The organism is Xanthobacter albus, from assembly GCF_043194895.2.
GTDB lineage: Bacteria > Pseudomonadota > Alphaproteobacteria > Rhizobiales > Xanthobacteraceae > Xanthobacter.
In genome coordinates, this window is sequence record NZ_CM195532.1 from 978,591 (window position 1) to 995,870 (window position 17,280).

15 protein-coding genes and 1 other RNA gene are annotated in these 17,280 nt (G+C 72.9%); 5 read left to right on the forward strand and 11 right to left on the reverse strand.

Annotation, left to right across the window (positions count from 1 at the left end):
- Positions 1–46 precede the first annotated feature (46 nt).
- Together V5F75_RS04355 and V5F75_RS04360 are read left to right on the forward strand one after the other, a co-directional pair.
- The gene (locus V5F75_RS04355) at positions 47–754 is read left to right on the forward strand and encodes a TerB family tellurite resistance protein (protein ID WP_394033265.1); all 708 of its coding nucleotides are present in this window, start codon (positions 47–49) and stop codon (positions 752–754) included.
- 10 nt (positions 755–764) lie between these two features.
- Positions 765–1,532, forward strand: a complete 768-nt coding sequence (locus tag V5F75_RS04360; RefSeq protein ID WP_394033266.1) for an N-acetylmuramoyl-L-alanine amidase — start codon at positions 765–767, stop codon at positions 1,530–1,532.
- 93 nt (positions 1,533–1,625) lie between these two features.
- On the opposite strand, the gene V5F75_RS04365 is transcribed toward V5F75_RS04360, so the two are convergent.
- The 10 genes from V5F75_RS04365 to V5F75_RS04410 form a co-directional block, all read right to left on the reverse strand.
- Entirely contained in the window at positions 1,626–2,639 is a 1,014-nt protein-coding gene (locus tag V5F75_RS04365) for a KpsF/GutQ family sugar-phosphate isomerase (protein WP_394033267.1), read from the reverse strand.
- Positions 2,640–2,762: 123 nt separating this feature from the next.
- Positions 2,763–3,377 carry an LbetaH domain-containing protein gene (locus tag V5F75_RS04370; protein ID WP_394033268.1) on the reverse strand — a complete coding sequence of 205 codons (615 nt, stop codon included), beginning with the start codon at positions 3,375–3,377 and terminating at the stop codon, positions 2,763–2,765.
- Complete coding sequence (locus tag V5F75_RS04375; RefSeq protein WP_394033269.1) at positions 3,374–4,093, reverse strand: DUF1045 domain-containing protein; 720 nt, start codon at positions 4,091–4,093, stop codon at positions 3,374–3,376. Before V5F75_RS04375 ends, V5F75_RS04370 begins: the two co-directional genes overlap by 4 nt.
- Before the next feature lie 7 nt (positions 4,094–4,100).
- A complete protein-coding gene (locus tag V5F75_RS04380; protein ID WP_394033270.1) occupies positions 4,101–4,745 on the reverse strand; it encodes an MBL fold metallo-hydrolase in 645 nt (214 codons plus the stop codon).
- Between the two features lie 57 nt (positions 4,746–4,802).
- Positions 4,803–5,831, reverse strand: a complete 1,029-nt coding sequence (locus V5F75_RS04385; protein ID WP_394033271.1) for a hypothetical protein — start codon at positions 5,829–5,831, stop codon at positions 4,803–4,805.
- 257 nt (positions 5,832–6,088) lie between these two features.
- A complete protein-coding gene (locus V5F75_RS04390; RefSeq protein ID WP_394033639.1) occupies positions 6,089–7,423 on the reverse strand; it encodes a DUF3422 family protein in 1,335 nt (444 codons plus the stop codon).
- Positions 7,424–7,736: 313 nt separating this feature from the next.
- A complete protein-coding gene (locus V5F75_RS04395; protein WP_394033272.1) occupies positions 7,737–8,024 on the reverse strand; it encodes a GCG_CRPN prefix-to-repeats domain-containing protein in 288 nt (95 codons plus the stop codon).
- A 41-nt stretch (positions 8,025–8,065) separates the two neighbouring features.
- Positions 8,066–8,593: a Spy/CpxP family protein refolding chaperone gene (locus tag V5F75_RS04400; protein WP_394033273.1), complete on the reverse strand. Its 528-nt coding sequence runs from the start codon at positions 8,591–8,593 to the stop codon at positions 8,066–8,068.
- Positions 8,594–8,842: 249 nt separating this feature from the next.
- Complete coding sequence (locus V5F75_RS04405; RefSeq protein ID WP_394033274.1) at positions 8,843–11,368, reverse strand: ABC transporter permease; 2,526 nt, start codon at positions 11,366–11,368, stop codon at positions 8,843–8,845.
- Positions 11,365–12,102 (reverse strand): ABC transporter ATP-binding protein, encoded by a 738-nt coding sequence (locus tag V5F75_RS04410; RefSeq protein ID WP_394033275.1) that lies wholly within the window; start codon positions 12,100–12,102, stop codon positions 11,365–11,367. Before V5F75_RS04410 ends, V5F75_RS04405 begins: the two co-directional genes overlap by 4 nt.
- A 118-nt stretch (positions 12,103–12,220) precedes the next feature.
- Here V5F75_RS04410 and V5F75_RS04415 point away from each other — a divergent pair, with 118 nt between their 5' ends.
- On the forward strand, positions 12,221–12,847 hold the full coding sequence (locus V5F75_RS04415) for an arylesterase (RefSeq protein ID WP_394033276.1): 627 nt from the start codon (positions 12,221–12,223) through the stop codon (positions 12,845–12,847).
- An 84-nt stretch (positions 12,848–12,931) separates the two neighbouring features.
- Here the strand turns inward: V5F75_RS04415 and rnpB are convergent.
- Positions 12,932–13,317: RNase P RNA component class A (gene rnpB, locus V5F75_RS04420), an RNA gene on the reverse strand.
- Between the two features lie 327 nt (positions 13,318–13,644).
- On the opposite strand from rnpB, the gene V5F75_RS04425 reads away from it, so the two are divergent.
- Both V5F75_RS04425 and ptsP read left to right on the forward strand, forming a co-directional pair.
- Positions 13,645–14,904, forward strand: a complete 1,260-nt coding sequence (locus V5F75_RS04425) for an aspartate kinase (protein WP_394033277.1) — start codon at positions 13,645–13,647, stop codon at positions 14,902–14,904.
- 88 nt (positions 14,905–14,992) lie between these two features.
- On the forward strand, positions 14,993–17,260 hold the full coding sequence (gene ptsP / locus V5F75_RS04430) for a phosphoenolpyruvate--protein phosphotransferase (RefSeq protein ID WP_394033278.1): 2,268 nt from the start codon (positions 14,993–14,995) through the stop codon (positions 17,258–17,260).
- The last annotated feature ends 20 nt before the right edge of the window (positions 17,261–17,280 follow it).

Genomic DNA, 17,280 nt, shown 5'->3' on the forward strand with positions numbered 1-17,280 from the left:
CCAAAGTGCTGCTCCAGCTTCCGCCGGGACCACGATGGAGACGCGCGTGACCTATGGACTGATCGGCGGAACCGGCCTCGGCCTCTTCCTGGGCGGCCCGCTCGGGGCGCTGCTGGGGGCCCTGGCCGGGCACGCGCTGGACCGCCTGCTGCTCGCCCCGGCGCCCAAGCCGGCGGCCTTCTCGGTGGCGCTCATCGCTCTCTCCGCCAAGATGGCCAAGGCCGACGGCGTGGTGGTGCCGTCCGAGGTCCAGGCATTCCGCGAGGTGTTCGACATTCCGCCGGAGGATTTCGACGCCGTCTCCCGGCTCTACAATCTCGCCAAGGCCGATGTCGCCGGCTACGAGAGCTATGCCCGGCAGGTGGCGGAGCTGTTCGCCGACGACCCCGACACGCGGGAGGACCTCATGGACGCGCTGTTCCACGTGGCCAAGGCCGACCACGCCCTGCATCCGCGCGAGCTTCTCTTCCTGGAGGAGGTGGGGCGCATCCTGGGCTTCGCCGGCACCGCCTATGCCCGCATCGAGTCGCGACACGTGCGCCGCGCTGACGACCCCTATGCCGTGCTCGACCTTTCGCCCGACGCCTCCGATACCGAGGTGAAGCAGCGCTGGCGCGCCCTGGTCGTCACGCACCATCCCGACCGCATCCAGGCCCGCGGCCTGCCGCCGGCGGCGGTGAAGCTCGCCAACGACCGGGTGGCGGCGCTGAACGCCGCCTACGGGCGCATCGCGGAGCTGCGCGACCTCAAGTGAGCGATCTCAAGTGACCGACCTGCCCGCCTTCGCGCCCGACAGCGCCCTTGTCACCGCCCTCGCGCCCTCGCCCAATTTCGGGGCGCGGCGCCTGGGCGTGGACATGCTGGTGCTGCACTACACCGGCATGGACACGGCGCAGGCCGCCATCGACCTGCTGCGCCGGCCCGAGGCGGAGGTCTCGGCCCACTATGTGGTGCTGGAGGACGGGGGCATCCTCCAGATGGTGCCGGAGGCCGCGCGCGCGTGGCACGCCGGCCGCTCAGCGTGGGAGGGGATTGCCGACACCAACTCGCGCTCCATCGGCATCGAGATCGTCAATTCAGGCCATTCCGGCGGCCTGCCGCCCTATCCGACGGCGCAGGTCGCGGCGGTCGTGGCGCTGAGCGCGGACATCGTGGCGCGCCACGGTATCCGCGCCGACCGGGTGCTCGCCCATTCCGACGTCGCGCCCGCGCGCAAGGACGATCCGGGCGAGCATTTCCCGTGGGAGGCGCTCCACGCCGCCGGGGTGGGCCATCTGGTGCCGGAGGCCCCGCCCGCGGGCGGGCGCTTCCTGATGCCGGGCGACGGCGGTCCGCCGGTGGAGGCGCTGCAGGCGCTGCTCGCGCTCTACGGCTACACCATCGCCGTGACCGGCAGCTACGACCTGGAGACCGAGCAGGTGGTGCGCGCCTTCCAGCGCCACTTCCGCCGTTCGCGGGTGGACGGGGTGGCGGATGCCTCCACCATCACCACCCTGCACCGGCTGGTGTCATCCCGCCCCGCCGGGGCGTGAGGGCAGAGCCCGTGCGCTATCCTCACGGGCTTTGGTCGCGCCCGCGCGGTGCTTGAACGCAACCCGGCCGGCACCGGCCGGGTGAGTGCCCGCTCAGGCGAGGCCGATGCGCAGGAGGTCGTGGATGTGCAGCGCGCCCACCGGCCGGCCGTCCTCGGCCACCAGCAGCGAGGTGATCTTCCGGGTGTTCATGATGTTGAGCGCCTCGGAGGCGAGCTGGTCGGGCCGCACGGTCTTGGGGCTGGAGGTCATCACCGCCTCCACGGGCCGGGCGGCGAGGTCGTTGCCCATGTGACGACGCAGGTCGCCGTCGGTGATGATGCCCTTGAGCCGGCCATCCGCATCCACCACGCCCACGCAGCCGAGGCCCTTGCCGCTCATCTCCACCAGGGCCGTGCCCATGGCCGTTCCGGCCGGCACCAGGGGGAGCGCGGCGGCGCCGCGCATCACGTCGCGCACGAAGGAGAGGCTGGCGCCCAGCTTGCCGCCGGGGTGGAAGGCGCGGAACTGGAGCGCGGTGAAGCCCCGGCTTTCCAGCAGCGCTACCGCGATGGCATCGCCCAGCGCGAGCTGCATCACCGTGGAGGTGGTGGGCGCGAGGCCCAGCGGGCAGGCTTCCGCCGCCTGCGGCAGCTCCAGCACCAGCGAGGCGGTGCGCCCCAGCGTGCTCTCGCCATGGGCGGTGAAGGCGATCAGCGGCGCGTCGAAGCGCCGGGAATAGGTCACGAGGTCGCGCAGCTCCGCCGTCTCGCCCGACCACGAGAGGGCGATGATGACGTCGTCGGCGGTGATCATGCCGAGGTCGCCGTGGCTGGCCTCGGCCGGGTGCACGTAATAGGCGGGGGTGCCGGTGGAGGAGAGGGTCGCCGCGATCTTGCGGGCGACATGGCCGCTCTTGCCCATGCCGGTCACCACCACGCGCCCGCGCGCGGAGCGGATGGTCTCCACCGCCTTCGCGAAGGCCGGCGCCAGCGGTCCCTCCAGCGCCGCGATCAGCGCGCCGAGGCCGTTGCGCTCGGCTTCCACGGTGGCGATGGCGGATGCGACGGCGCCGGGCCGTGGCTCCAGGGCGGCGACGCCCGCCGAGGTCGTTTGCGATGTGGTCATGGCGCACTCATAGCATCGATTGCCGTGGGCGGGGAACGCGGCCCGCCCACGGCTCACGCCGTATCGGCCCAGGTTTTCGGCGGGCGCGCGTTCGGTGGCTTCACGCCGCGCCGGCCTTCGGCGTCACGCGCCGTGCTTCTCCAGGAAGGCCTCCACCGGCAGGGCACGGAAGTCGGCGAGGGCGGCATGGAGCGCCTCATGGCTCCAGTCCCACCACGCGAGCGCCTGGAGGCGCGCGGCGATGTCGTCCGGAAAACGCCATTTGACGATCCGCGCGGGCACGCCGGCGACGATGGCATAGGCCGGCACGTCCTTGCTCACCACCGCGCCGGCCGCCACTACCGCCCCGGTGCCGATGGCGCGCCCTGCGAGCACGATGGCGCCGTGGCCGATCCACACGTCATGGCCGATCACGAGCCGCTGCGCCCGGCGCCAGGCGAAGAATTCCTCGTCGTCCGCCTCGCCCGGAAAATAGGTGGAGGCGCGATAGGTGAAGTGGGCCTGGGTGGCCCGCCAGGTGGGGTGGTTGCCCGGGTTGAGCCGCGTCATGGCGGCGATGGAGCAGAACTTGCCGATGGTGGCGGAGGCGATGTCCGCGTCGTTCACCACGTAGGAATAGTCGCCCATCTCCACGTCGAGCAGCGTGGTGCGCGCGCCCACCTCGGTGTAGCGGCCGAGGCGGGACGAGCGCACCTCGGCGGTGGGGTCGATGAGGGGTTCGAGCCCGAGCTGCTTCATCGCCGCGCCCCCGCGCCGAGGGGGAAGCGCCGCGCGAGGCGGAAGCGCGCGCCCGGCTCCGGCTGCACATAGAGGCCCACGTCCGTGATCGCGAGCGGGGTCTCGGCCCCGCTGGCGGAGAAGGCGGCGGCGAGGGCGTTGAGCGCATGGGGGCGCGCCGCCTCGTCCAGCGGGCCGGTGAGGGTCATGTGGAAGCGGAACTCCTCGTGGACGTAGGGGTAGCCGTAGCGGTCCAGGTAATCGCGCTGGCGGGCCGAGAGCTGGTCCGGCCGGCGGCGGGCGGTCTCCTCCGGCGTGAGCGGCGCGCGCAGGGGGTCGAGATCGCTCACCGCGCAGCGGGCGAGGTCCTCCAGCGCCGGCACCGGCACCGGCGGCACCAGGGCCACGAAGGCGCCGATGGCCCGCGCCGCCAGCGGCGGCAGCTCGAACGGGTGGTGGACGGCGGCGAAGGCGCGCGCCGCGGCGTCGAGGTCGGCCTCGGTGCGCCCCGCCGCCAGGCGGAACGGCGCCTTGAGGGTGCCGTGGAAGCCGTAGCGGCGCGGCTCGGCGGTGAGGATGCGCCATTTCTCCGCGTCGAAGCCGGCGATATCGGGCACGGCAAGGCCATCTCCGGCCTCGGCGCCGGTGTCCGCGTCATAGCCGATGATGCGGGAGCCGAAGCGCCACAGGGTGCTTTCGGCCGGGGGGGCGAGATAGAGCGCGTAGCGGGGCGCCATGGTCGCCTCAGCCCGCGAGGAAGGGGTTCTGGGCGCGCTCGTCGCCGATGCTGGTCAGCGGCCCGTGCCCCGGCAGGCACACCACCTCATCCCCCAAGGGCAGCATCTTGCCGGTGATGCCGGCGATGAGCTGGGCGTGGTCGCCATAGGGGAAATCGGTGCGCCCCACCGAGCCGCGGAACAGGGTGTCGCCGACGATGGCGATGTTCTGATCCTTCAGCACGTAGACGAGATGGCCCGGCGTGTGGCCGGGAACGTGGAGGATGTCGAGCTTCAGCGCGCCGATGGCGAGGGGGGCGCCCTCGTCCAGGTAGCGGTCCGGAGTCAGCGCGCGGCCGCCGCCGGCGAAGCCGTACTGGGCGGCCATGGCGGGCAGGCCGTCGAGGAGGAACTGGTCGGCGGCGTGGGGGCCCTCCACCGGCACCTTGAGGCGCTCGGCGAGCTCGGCGGCGCCGGCGGCGTGATCCACATGGCCGTGGGTGAGCAGGATCTTGCCGATGGTCGCGCCGGTCTCCGCGATGGCGGCCTCGATGCGGTCCACATCGCCGCCGGGATCGATCACCGCCCCCTCCATGGTGGCCGTGCACCAGACGATGGAGCAGTTCTGCTGGAAGGGGGTGACCGGGACGATGGCGATCTGGACGGGCTGCATGGGGCCTCCGCGCTCTGGCGTGCCCTCTCTTACCCGCATTCCCGGCCCGGCGCACCCTCACGGGGCGGCGGGACGGAAGCCGATCTCGCCGTTCACCGCGTCGAACAGCACCTTGTAATGGCGGAAGACGAGCCCGCCCGCGTTGAAGCCCTTCACCGTGCCGTGGGGCGGCTCGTAGCGGTAGCGGTCGATCCAGGGGCGCCGCCCGGCGGTGACGGTCAGGGACAAGACGCCGGGCACCTGCGTGGTCACGCGCGCGCCCGGCGGCACCGGCCGGTGGAGCTGCGCGGCGGGAAGGCCCGGGGTCTCGAAGCTGCCGGCGCCGGCACCGGTGTCGAACACGCTGGCCTCGCAGCCCGGCGCGCCGCCGTCCACGGAGAAGCAGGTGCGGATGCTCTTGGTGTTCCAGGCCTTCAGGCCCGCCGGCTGCCGGAGCGCGCCCGCGGGGGCGGCGAACGCGGTGCGCGCGAAGCCCGCCGCGTTCTCGGGCGTGAGGCCCACCACCACGCGCGGCCGCACATGCGGATCGGAGAGGTCGTTGGCTTCCACGATGAAGCCGGAGCCGAGATTGCCGCCGAGCTGCGCCAGCGGGTTGAACACCGACAGGGCGCTGTAGGCGGCGCCCATCACCCCCATTTCCGTGGGGTGCCAGCCGGGGCAGCGCGGCACCTCGGGCTTGCAGGTGATGGCGCGCACCACATGGATGGCGATGGGCTGCGGCGTCGCCACCCCCGGCGCGGAGCCGGGGAAGGCCACGACGGCATAGCCGAGCACGCCCGTCAGCACGTTGCCGCTGGTGTAGGAATAGGTAAGCGGGATGTCGGTGAGCCGCACCTGCGGCCCCACCGCCTCGGCGCGGATGCGCAGGCCCGTGGAGCCGGTGTCGAGCAGCACGTCGCCCGCCGGGCCGCCGCCCACCGTGATCGTCACGAAATTGGCGAATCCGCTGTCGCCGGGGCGCGGCTTCAGCGGGATGGCGGCGGTCTGCGGCGCCGCTTCCTGCGCGCGGGCGGGTAAAGGGGCGAACGCGGCCGCGAGCAGGCCGGCGAGGGTGGCGGCGAAGGCGGCAGGGACGGCGTCACGCATGCTCTCTCCCGCTTTCCGTATTGGCACGCCGTCCACCTTCCGGCGGCCCCTTCATTCCTGGTGCCTTCCCTGGCGCCTCGCGCCGTCAGGTGGCGGCGAGGGCCGGCAGCCGGTGCCGCCCGTCGTGATCCCGCGCGCGGCAGATGGTCCCGTTGGCCGTGGCCGGCGCTGCTCGCGGCGTGGAGAGAGCGGCCCGACGGTTCCGCGTCCTTTTCGGGTATCCGCGCGATCCCCAGAGGGCGGCGCGCCGCCGCGCGTCAATCGTGGTCGCCGTGGTTGCGGCGGATGCGGCGCACCACCCACCAGACCGCGACCACCGTCAGCGGCACCGCGACCACCGTGACCATCCCCACGTCCAGGTGCAGGCCGATGCGCGCGGCGACGCCGCTTTCGTGCAGCCCCTCGGCGAGGTGCTGGATGAGGCTGACCACGTAATAGGAGATGGCCGCCACCGAGAGCCCCTCCACCGTGCGCTGCATGCGCAGCTGGAGGCGGGTGCGCGCGTTCATGGAGGTGAGCAGGTCGCGGTTCTGCTGCTCCAGCTCCACGTCCACCCGCGTGCGCAGCAGGTCGGCGGCGTTGGCGAGCTTGCGGGCGATCTTCTCCTGCCGCTCCTCGATGGAGAGGCAGGTGCGCATGGCGGGGGCCATGCGGCGGTCCAGGAACTGCTGCCAGGTCGGAAAGCCCGGCACCGGCACCTCGCGGATGGTGGCGAGGCGCAGCCGCACGATCTCCATGTAGGCGCGGCTGGCGCCGAAGCGGAACAGGGAGCCGGTGGTGGCCGCCTCCAGCTCGGCGGCGAGGGCGACCAGCTCGTCGAGCAGCCGGTTGTTGGAAGCAAGGCCCTCGGAGCGGGTCATGGCGCTGGCCGCCTCCGCCAGCCGCCCCTCGATCTTGCCGATGGCGGGGGCGAGGCGCTGCGCCTCGGGCAGGCCCAGCAGGGCGAGGGTGCGGTAGGTCTCGATCTCCAGCAGCCGCTGCACCAGGGCGCCGGCGGCATCCGGCCCCAGGCCCCGGTCCCGCACCAGGATGCGCACGAAGCCGGAGGGGTCGGCGAGGAAATCGGTGGCGATCTCGGCGAGGCCGTCGTTGACGTCGGCGCGGGCGAGGCTGGCGCGGTCGAACACCCTGTCCAGGAAGAGGTCTTCCGCCGTGTCGAGGATCAGGTGCAGGTCCACCGCCACCAGCAGCGGGCCGGGCTGCCGCATCTCGCCGAGGGGGGTGGCGAGCGCGCTGGCGGCCGGCTGGAAGGGCAGCATGCCCGGCAGCACGCCGGGGGAGGGCAGGTCCCAGGTGTAGGTGGAGAACTCGGCGTGGTTCTCCCAGCGCAGGTCGGCCCCGCCGAAGGAGACGTGGTGATGCCTGGCGCCCGGCGCCGGGGCCGGCAGCCCGCGCGAGGTGCACAGGGCGGCGAGGGCCTCGCGGTCCGCCTTTGCGCCGCCGGCATCGAGCAGGAAGGCCGCATGGAGGATGCGCCGCGGGGTCTGCGCCGGCACGAACGGGCGGGCGTGCAGCTCGCGCAGCACCGCGGCCCGGAGCGGATGGGCGGCGAGCGCGCGCCCCTCGCCGATGACGAGGTCGGCCTCACCCATGGTCATGTCCCGTGGTCCGCATCCGCCCCTCCCTACGCCTTTCGTCCGGGGTCGCACGGCGCATCGGCGGGATCAAGCGGGCGCAAGGGCCACATTCCGTCGCACGGGGGGCCGGGAGCGCGGGACAACGCCCCGGCGGCGGCGGGCGAGCGCGTTTGGAGCGAAGCGGAAACCGGCGCGCATGAAGGAAACGCGTCAGCTCGGGAAGCCGGAGCGCTTCCCCGATTCCATGAAACGGGGAAGCGCCCTGGCCGCCTCCGGGGCGCGCGATGGCGTCCATTCATGAGGGCGGGGGCACGCCGTGCCCCCGCCCTCAGTTGCAGACGCGCACGGGTCCGAACGGGCCGGGCCGCCACCAGCAGTGGGGACCCCAGGGCCGGTTCCACTGGTAGTAGCCCCCGTTCGGGCGGCAGCCGCCCCAGGGGCCGCGATGCCAGCCCCAGCCGCAGCCCTGGGCCACCGGCACCACCGGGGCTTCGGGCAGTGTGGAGGCGGTACCCGCCGCAGCGGCGGGCGCCTGCGGCAGGGGCAGCGCGCTGGCGCCGGAGACCCCGGCGAGGAGGGCGCCCGCGACCAAAGCGGGCAGGAGCAGAGACTTCATGGCGGTGGGTCCCTTCCGGTGCGAGGCGCCGTCGCCGGCGCTCATTCCTCTTCCTCGAAGATCCAGAGCTGGGTGGATTCGGGCATGGTGCCGGTCTCGTGGAGGCCGATGAAGGCCGGCAGGCGGTGGAGCTGCGCCGGGGTCAGGCTCGCCGCGAAGGGCTTGGCCGCCACGACGAAGGCCTTGAGCGCCTTGGCGCGGGCCTCCTCCGAATCGGCGACGATGGCGAGTACATCAAGGGCGGTGGCCGGCGGCGGGGCGGCCATGCGGGCCTCGCGGCGGGCGACGGCGCCCTTCACGGCGTCGCGGATGGAGGCCTCCACCGGCGGCCAGAGCTTCTCCTGCTCGGGGGTCAGCTTCAGCACGGTCTTCAGGGCGGCGAGGCGCGCGTCCAGGATGGCGGCGGCGTCCTCGGGCGAGTAGGGGGCACCCTGGGGCGCCTCCTGCGACATCATCCCGTGGGGCATGTCGTGAGGCATTCCCTGGGGCGCGGCCGGCTGGGCGGCGGCGGGCGCGGCGATGGCTGCGCCGAGGGCGCAGGCGAGGGCGAGTGAAGGAACGAAGCGCATGGGAGTGACAAGCTCCATGTCTGGCGCGCAAGCACGCGGCGTGCCGCGCGGAGGGGCGCCCGGCGCGGCCTGCGAGTCGGCCGGCGGGCGGGCACAAGGTAGCAGCCGCGCGCCGCATCGGAAGGGGCCATTTTCGCGCGGGCACTCAGGTGCCCCTCGCCGGGGCCCGCGGCTCGCTCTCTCGCTTCCCTCGCCCCTTCGGCCGCCGGCCTCAGCCCTCTGGATCTGCGGAGCGCCGGGGCCGAGGTCTCACAGGTGCCGCAGCACCCGCGCCGGCGGCACGCTCAGGGCCCGGAAGGTGCCGATGAGGCCGAAGCCCACGGTGAGCGCCAGCGCCCCCGCCACCGCGCCCAGCGCCGCCGGCAGGGAGAAGGTGAAGGCGATCTCCATCACCTGCGTCACCACCGCATAGGCGGCAAGGCCCCCCGCCGCCACGGCGAATAGGGCGGTGACGAGGCCGAGCCCGGCATATTCCAGCGCATAGGCGGCGACGAGGCGCGGCCGGGTCGCGCCCAGGGTCTTCAGGATGACCGCGTCGTAGACCCGGTGCTGGTGCCCCGCCGCCAGCGCCCCCGCCAGCACCAGCACCGAGGTGAGCAGGGTGACGAGGCTGGCCGCGCGGATGCCGAGGGAGAGGTTGCCGAGCAGGCGCCGCGCCTCCTCCAGGCTTTCCTTCACCCGCACGGTGGTGACGGCGGGATAGGCGGCGGCCACCGCCTTCATCAGCGCCGCCTCGCGCGCCGTGTCGCCGCCGTCGGGGAAGGCGAGGGTGGAGAGCATGGTGTAGGGCGCGCCGGCGAAGGTGGCGGGCGAGAACACCATCACGAAGTTGATGCCGAGCCGCTCCCAGTTCACCCGCCGGAGATTGGCGATGCGCGCGGTGATGGTGCGGCCGAGCACGCTCACGCTCACCGTGTCGCCGAGCTTCAGGCCGAGCCCGGCGGCGAGCTTGTCCTCGAAGGAGACGAGGGGCTCGGTCTCGTCCGGCCGCCACCATTCGCCCGCCACCAGCTGGGAGCCGTCCGGCACATCGGCGGAGGTGGAGATGCCGCGGTCGCTCTGCAGCACCCAGGCGGAATCGGTGCTGCCCTTCACCTTGTCGGCGGGCACGCCGTTGAGCGCGGTGATGCGCCCGCGCAGCATGGGCACGGACTTCAGCACCCCGCCGGGCGCCTCGGCCGCGAGGAAGGCGGCGAAGGCCGGCTGCTCGGCGGCGGGAATGTCCACGAAGAAGAAGCTCGGCGCCTCCTCCTGGATGGGGCCGGACAGCTCGCTGGTGAGGCTGCGGTCCACCAGCGCCAGCGCCACCATCAGCGACAGGCCGAGCCCCAGGGAGAGCACCACCGTGGGGGTGAGGGCGCCGGGCCGGTGGATGTTGCCGAGCGCCAGCCGCGCCAAGGCCGAGCGGGGCCGCGGCAGCCGCCGCGCCAGCGCCATGATGACGAGCGCCACCAGCCGCAGCAGCGCGAACACCGCCGCCGCCGCCGCCAGGAAGACGGCGGCGGTGCGCAGGTCGTCGGAGGTGGAGAGGGCGACGGCGGCGAGCCCCGCCGCCAGCAGGGCGACCAGCATCCCGTAGGCGGGAGCAGGGCGTCGCCGCCGCCCGCCGAGGCCGTCGCGGAACAAGGCGGAGACCGGCGCCTCCTGGGCGCGGGCGAGCGGCCACACCGCGAACAGCCCCGCCACCGCGAGGCCGTAGAAGGCGGCGAGCGCCAGCGCCGCCCCGTCGAGCCGGGGCGCCAGCGGGAACGGCACCAGCGCCGCGATGGCGCCCGCAGCCACGAACGGCAGCGCCGCCCCGAGCGCGAGGCCGATGGCGATGCCGGCGAGGGCGATCAGCGCGATCTCCGCCGCATAGGTGGCGAACAGGGTGCCGCGGGTGGCGCCCAGGGCCTTGAAGGTGGCGATGGTCTCGCGCTTGGCGGCGAGGTGGCTCGACACCGCGTTGGCGACGCCCACGCCCCCCACCAGCAAGGCGGTGAGGGCCACCAGGGTGAGGAACTGGCTGATGCGCCGCACGTTGCGCTCGAGCTGCGGGGTCGCCGCGTCGCGGGTGCGGATCTCGAAGCCGGCCGCGGCGAGGGCGGGCTTCACCCGCGCCACCGTCTCGGCGAGGCGCTCGGGGGCGTCGAGCACCACCCGGTAGCTCCAGCGCACGAGGCTTCCGGGCTGGACCAGCCGGGCGGCGGCGAGTCCCGCGTCCGACACCAGCAGGCGCGAGCCGAAGCCGACCCCGCTGGAGAGCCGGTCCGGCTCGGAGACGATGCGGGCGCGGATCTCGAAGGTGGCCTCGCCCACCAGCACCCGGCTGCCGATGCCGAGCCCGAGCCGGCTCATCAGCACCTCGTCCGCCGCCGCGCCATAGGCGCCGTCAGCGGGGCGGAACAGGGCGTCCATGGGCTGGGGCGGGGAGATGTCGAGCTGGCCGACCTGGGGATAGGCGGCGTCCACCGCCTTCAGCTCCACCAGCGTCGCCTCGCCCGATCCGGCGCGGGCCATGGCGCGCAGCAGCGCCACCCGGCCCACCGTGCCGCCGGCGCCGATCTCTGCCAGCTCCTGCGCGCTCGCCTCGCGCTGCACCAGCGTATAGGCGGCGTCGCCGCCCAGGATGGCGCGGCCCTCCCGCTCCAGCCCCTCGGTGAGGGCGCGGGCGAAGGAGCCGATGCCGGCGATGGCCATCACCCCCACCGCCAGGCAGGCGAGGAAGATGCCGAAGCCGCGCCGCGCGCCGCGCAGCTCGCGCAGGGCCAGCGCCAGGAACAGGGGCGTCCTCATGCCGTCACCGCCGGGCGCGCGGCCGCCAGGGGGCCGTCCCCGGCGCTGTCTTCCGCGATGACGCCGGAGCGCACCTTCAGCACCCGCCCGCAGCGGGCGGCGAGGGTGGGATCGTGCGTCACCAGCACCAGCGTGGTGCCGCGGGCGCGGTGGGCGGCGAACAGCAGGTCCATGACCTGCCGGCCGGTGGCCTCGTCGAGGTTGCCGGTCGGCTCGTCGGCGACCAGGATGGGCGGCTCGGGGGCGAGGGCGCGGGCCACCGCCACGCGCTGCTGCTCGCCGCCGGAGAGCTGGGCGGGATAATGGGCGGCGCGGTGCGCGAGGCCCACCGCCTCCAGCTCCCGCGCCGCGCGGGCGAAGGCGTCGCGCCGTCCGGCCAGCTCCAGCGGCACCGCGACATTTTCCAGCGCGGTCATGGTGGGGATGAGGTGGAAGGACTGGAACACGATGCCGATGTGGCGGCCCCGGAAACGGGCGAGGGCATCCTCGGAGAGGGCGGTGATCTCGGTGCCGGCGATGCGCACGGCGCCGGCGTCGGGCCGCTCCAGCCCCGCCATCACCATCAGAAGGGTGGACTTGCCCGAGCCGGACGGCCCCACCAGCCCCACGGTCTCCCCCGCCGTGATATGGACAGAGACATCCTTCAGCACATGCACGCGGGCGGCGCCGGCGCCGAGGGAGAGGTCCACGGCCTTCAGATCGAGCGCGCGCGGGGACAGGGAAGCATCGTTCATGCGTGACAGGACCTTCGAACGGAACGGGGCGGCCGCGATGCGGGGGCGGCCTTCGGGACACGTCTCATGGAAACGAGGCCGATGGGAACCGGCATTTAAGGCGCTGAGAGGGCTGCTCGTGCTCGCCGCCTTCATCACGATCGCGTCACCGGCGCTGGCGCGCACGGTGCGGGTGGTGGCGCTGGGCGACAGCCTCACCGCCGGCTACGGGGTGGGGCCGAAGGAGGCCTTCCCGGTGCAGCTCGAAGCCGCGCTCCGGGCCCGCGGCCACGACGTGGTGATCGAGAATGCCGGCGTCTCCGGCGAGACCGCGACCCAGGGCCTCGCCCGGCTCGACTGGTCGGTGCCGCAGGGCACCGATGCGGTGATCGTGGCGCTGGGCGCCAACGACATGCTGCGCGGCCTGCCGCCCAAGGTGACGCGCGCCGCCGTCACTCAGATCGTGGAGCGGCTGAAGGCGCGGGGCATCAGGGTGCTGGTGGCCGGCATGCGGGCCGCGCCCAATCTCGGCGCCGCCTATGCCGGCCAGTTCGACCCCATCTTCCCGGAAGTGGCGGGCGAGCAGGGGGTGCTGCTCTATCCCTTCTTCCTCGAAGGGGTGGCGGGCGATCCGGCGCTGAACCAGAAGGACGGCCTGCACCCCAATCCCAGGGGCGTGGCGGTGATGGTGGAGGGCATCCTGCCCAAGGCCGAGGATCTGCTGGCGCAGGTGAACGGCGCGGGGGCGACGCCGCCCGCGCGGTGATGCGGGCGCGATGGTGCGTTCCGGCAACCGGGCCGCGCCGGGCGGCAGCCCCTTTCCGATGCGGGACGGCACGGGGGAAGGGGAAGCACCAGCCGGCCTGTAAGCCGGGTTCTGTACGGCGGGCAGGGACACCAAGGCATCCTGGCCCGCGTGGCGGCCATTCATCTGGGACGCCGGTTGCCCGGCGCCTCTGGCAGTCAACCCGGACGACCCCCCGAGGACAGGGGTGGTTTCCCGCGTCGTCCCTATTCGACTTTGCTCCCGGTGGGGTTTGCCGTGCCGCTCCCGTTGCCGGTCGCGCGGTGGGCTCTTACCCCACCGTTTCACCCTGGCTCGTGCACGCACGAGTGGTTTGATTTCTGTGGCACTTTCCCTGGGGTCGCCCCCGCCGGACGTTATCCGGCACCGTGTCTCCGTGGAGCCCGGACTTTCCTCGATGCGAAACGCACCGCGGCCGCCCGGCCGGCTGGTGCGCGAGGAATGGGCGTTTCGCGCTTCTGCGTCAAGGGGCCGCCCCGGTGGATATCCGGGCAAGCCCGAAGGTTGCCCAACGGCGCAACTGCCGCTATTGAGGCCCGCAACGAACCGCGCCCCTCTCCATCCGGCGCGGACTAAGGTTTCCGGGGATGGTTCCGAACGTCATGCTCTCTTCCTCGTCTTGGTGCGCCCTTCCGCGCCGGGGGACGCCGCGTCCGCGAAAATGACGCTCCGCCGAGGCCGGCGCCGGACGGAGGCTTCCCGCCGCGCGCCGTTTTGAGACGTTCTCCCCGCATCCCGTGTGAAGAAAGGCGCGAGCGATGGCTCGGCTGGTGATGAAGTTCGGCGGCACCTCGGTCGCCAATATCGAGCGTATCCGCAACGTGGCGCGCCATGTGAAGCGCGAGGTGGACGCGGGCCACAAGGTGGCCGTGGTGGTTTCCGCCATGTCCGGCAAGACCAACGAGCTGGTGGCCTGGTGCAAGGAGGCCGCCCCGCTTTATGACCCGCGCGAGTATGACGCGGTGGTCGCCTCCGGCGAGCAGGTGACCTCCGGTCTCCTCGCCATCGCGCTGCAGCAGCTCGGCATTCCCGCCCGCTCCTGGCAGGGCTGGCAGATCCCGCTCTACACCGACGACGCCCACGGCTCGGCCCGCATCATGGACATCGACGGCGAGCGCCTTGGCGGCGCCATCGACGGCGGCCAGGTGGCGGTGATCGCCGGCTTCCAGGGCATCCATGCCGAGACCGGACGCATCACCACCCTCGGCCGCGGCGGCTCGGACACCAGCGCGGTGGCCATCGCCGCCGGGCTGAAGGCCGAGCGCTGCGACATCTACACCGACGTGGACGGGGTCTACACCACCGACCCGCGCGTGGTCTCGAAGGCGCGGCGGCTCGACCGCATCGCCTTCGAGGAAATGCTGGAAATGGCGTCGCTGGGCGCCAAGGTGCTGCAGGTGCGCTCGGTGGAGCTCGCCATGGTGCACAAGGTGCGCACCTTCGTGCGTTCGAGCCTCGTCGACCCCGACGCGCCCGAGATGGCGCACGTGGAAAAGGCCGGAACGCTCATCTGCGACGAGGAGGAGATCGTGGCAAACCAGATGGAATCCCAGGTGGTCACCGGCATCGCCTTCTCGAAGGACGAAGCCCAGGTGTCCATCCGCCGGGTGGCGGACAAGCCCGGCATCGCGGCATCCGTGTTCGGCCCGCTGGCCGAGGCCCACATCAACGTGGACATGATCGTGCAGAACGTGTCCGCCGACGGCTTCACGGACATCACCTTCACCGTGCCCACGGCCGATTACGAGCGCGCCAAGGCGGTGATCGACGGCGCCAAGGCCGTCATCGGCCACCAGGTCGTGGAGGGTGCCACCGACGTCACCAAGGTGTCGGTGATCGGCATCGGCATGCGCTCGCACGCGGGGGTTGCGGCCAAGGCGTTCGAGGCGCTGGCGGCCAAGGGCATCAACATCCGCGCCATCACCACCTCGGAGATCAAGATCTCCTTCCTCATCGATGCGGCGTATACCGAACTTGCGGTTCGGACTCTGCATTCGCTATACGGGCTCGACAGCTGACGGCGGGCGGGCTCGCCCCTCTCCGGATACCGTTGTCTGCTGGTGGCCTCGCGGGTGTGAAACCCGCGGCAATGTAAGGATGCGGCCGATGCGTGGCGCGCTCGGCGGTCCCCGTGTGCTGCTTCGGCGCCTCCGCGAGGTGATGGCGGAGCAGATCAGCGCGCAGGATCGTCTCGACAAGATCGTGGTGCTGATCGCCGCCAACATGGTCGCGGAGGTCTGCTCGGTCTACGTGCTGCGCGTCGATCAGATCCTCGAGCTGTACGCGACCGAGGGCCTGAACCGCGACGCCGTGCACCAGACCGTGCTGAGCGTGGACGAGGGCCTCGTCGGCCATGTGGCGCGCGAGGCCGAATCCCTCGCCCTCTCCGACGCCCAGTCTCATCCCGAATTCTCCTACCGGCCGGAGACGGGGGAGGAGATCTACAACTCCTTCCTTGGCGTGCCGATCCTGCGCGCGGGCAACACGCTCGGCGTGCTGGTGGTGCAGAACCGGGCGCGGCGCACCTACACCGAAGAAGAGATCGAGGCGCTCCAGACCACCGCCATGGTGCTGGCGGAGATGATCGCCTCCGGCGAGCTCACCGCCCTCGCCCGCCCCGGCGCCGAGCCGGCGGTGCGCCGGCCGCTGCACCTGAAGGGCGTCAGCCTCGCCGATGCGCTCGGCCTCGGCCACGTGGTGCTGCACGAGCCCCGGGTGCGCGTGACCAACGTCATCGCCGACGACGTCCCGCGCGAGACCCAGCGGCTCGACGCCGCCATCGGCAAGCTCAGGCACGCCATCGACAAGATGCTGGAGGACGACGGCCTCGCCAAGGCCGGCGAGCACCGCGACATCCTCGAAGCCTATCGCATGTTCGCCCACGACCGCGGCTGGATGCACAAGATGCGCGAGGCCGTGCTCTCCGGCCTCACCGCCGAGGGCGCCGTGGAGCGCGTGCAGTCGGACACCCGCGCCCGCATGATGCGCGCTTCCGACCCCTATCTGCGCGAGCGCCTGCACGACCTCGACGACCTCGCCAACCGCCTGCTGCGCGAGCTGCTCGGCCGCGCGCCGGGGCCGGACCGCGATTCGCTGCCCGAGAACGCCATCATCGTCGCTCGCAACATGAGCCCGGCGGCGCTGCTCGACTACGACCGCGACCGCATCCGCGGCCTCGTGCTGGAGGAGGGCGGCACCACCAGCCATGTCACCATCGTCGCCCGCGCGCTCGGCATCGCCGCGGTGGGGCAGGTGGACAACATCACCGGCCTCGCCGATTCCGGCGACCCCATGATCGTGGACGGGCAGGCGGGCGAGGTGCACCTGCGCCCGCCCGGCGACGTGGAGGAGGCCTATGCCGAGAAGGTGCGCTTCCGCGCCCGCCGGCAGGCCCAGTACGCCGCCCTGCGCACCCGCCCCTCGGTGACCAAGGACGGGGTGCACATCGCGCTGCACCTCAATGCCGGCCTGGTGGTGGACCTGCCCCACATCGCCGAGACCGGGGCGGCGGGCATCGGCCTGTTCCGCACCGAATTGCAGTTCATGATCGCCTCGGCCTTCCCGCGCATCTCGGAGCAATTGAAGCTCTACCGCGCGGTGCTGGACGCCGCCGGCGAGCGCCCGGTCACCTTCCGCACCCTCGACATCGGCGGCGACAAGGTGCTGCCCTACATGCGCACGGTGGAGGAGGAGAACCCGGCCCTGGGCTGGCGCGCCATCCGCCTCGGGCTCGACCGGCCCGGCCTGCTGCGCAGCCAGGTGCGCGCGCTGCTGCGCGCCGGCGCCGGGCGCGACCTGCGCCTCATGTTCCCCATGGTGGCGGCGGTGGAGGAGTTCGACGCCGCCCGCGCCATCGTGGAGCGCGAATTGACCCACCTGCGCAAGCACGGCCACGGCCTGCCGGAGCGGGTGTTCGTGGGCGCCATGGTGGAGGTGCCCTCGCTCCTGTTCCAGCTCGACGAGATCCTCGCCCGCGCGGATTTCCTCTCGGTGGGTTCCAACGACCTGGTGCAGTTCCTGTTCGCCGCCGACCGCGCCAACGTGCGGGTGGCCGACCGCTTCGATCCGCTCTCGCCGGCGGCGCTGCGTGCGTTCCGCATGGTGGCGGAGGCGGGCGCGCGCGCCGGCAAGCCCATCACCCTGTGCGGCGAGCTGGCCTCGCGGCCGCTGGAGGCGATCGCGCTTGCCGCGCTCGGCTACCGTTCGCTGTCCCTCTCGCCGGCGGCGGTGGGGCCGGTGAAGGCGGCCTTGCTGGAACTGGACGTGAGCGCGGCGCGCCGGGTGCTGCTGCCGCTGCTGGAAGGCGGGGCCGGCGCGTCCCATGTCCGCCCCGCGCTGCAGGCCTTCGCCGAAAGCACGGGCGTGCCGCTCTAGGGCATTTTTGAGCGAGGTGG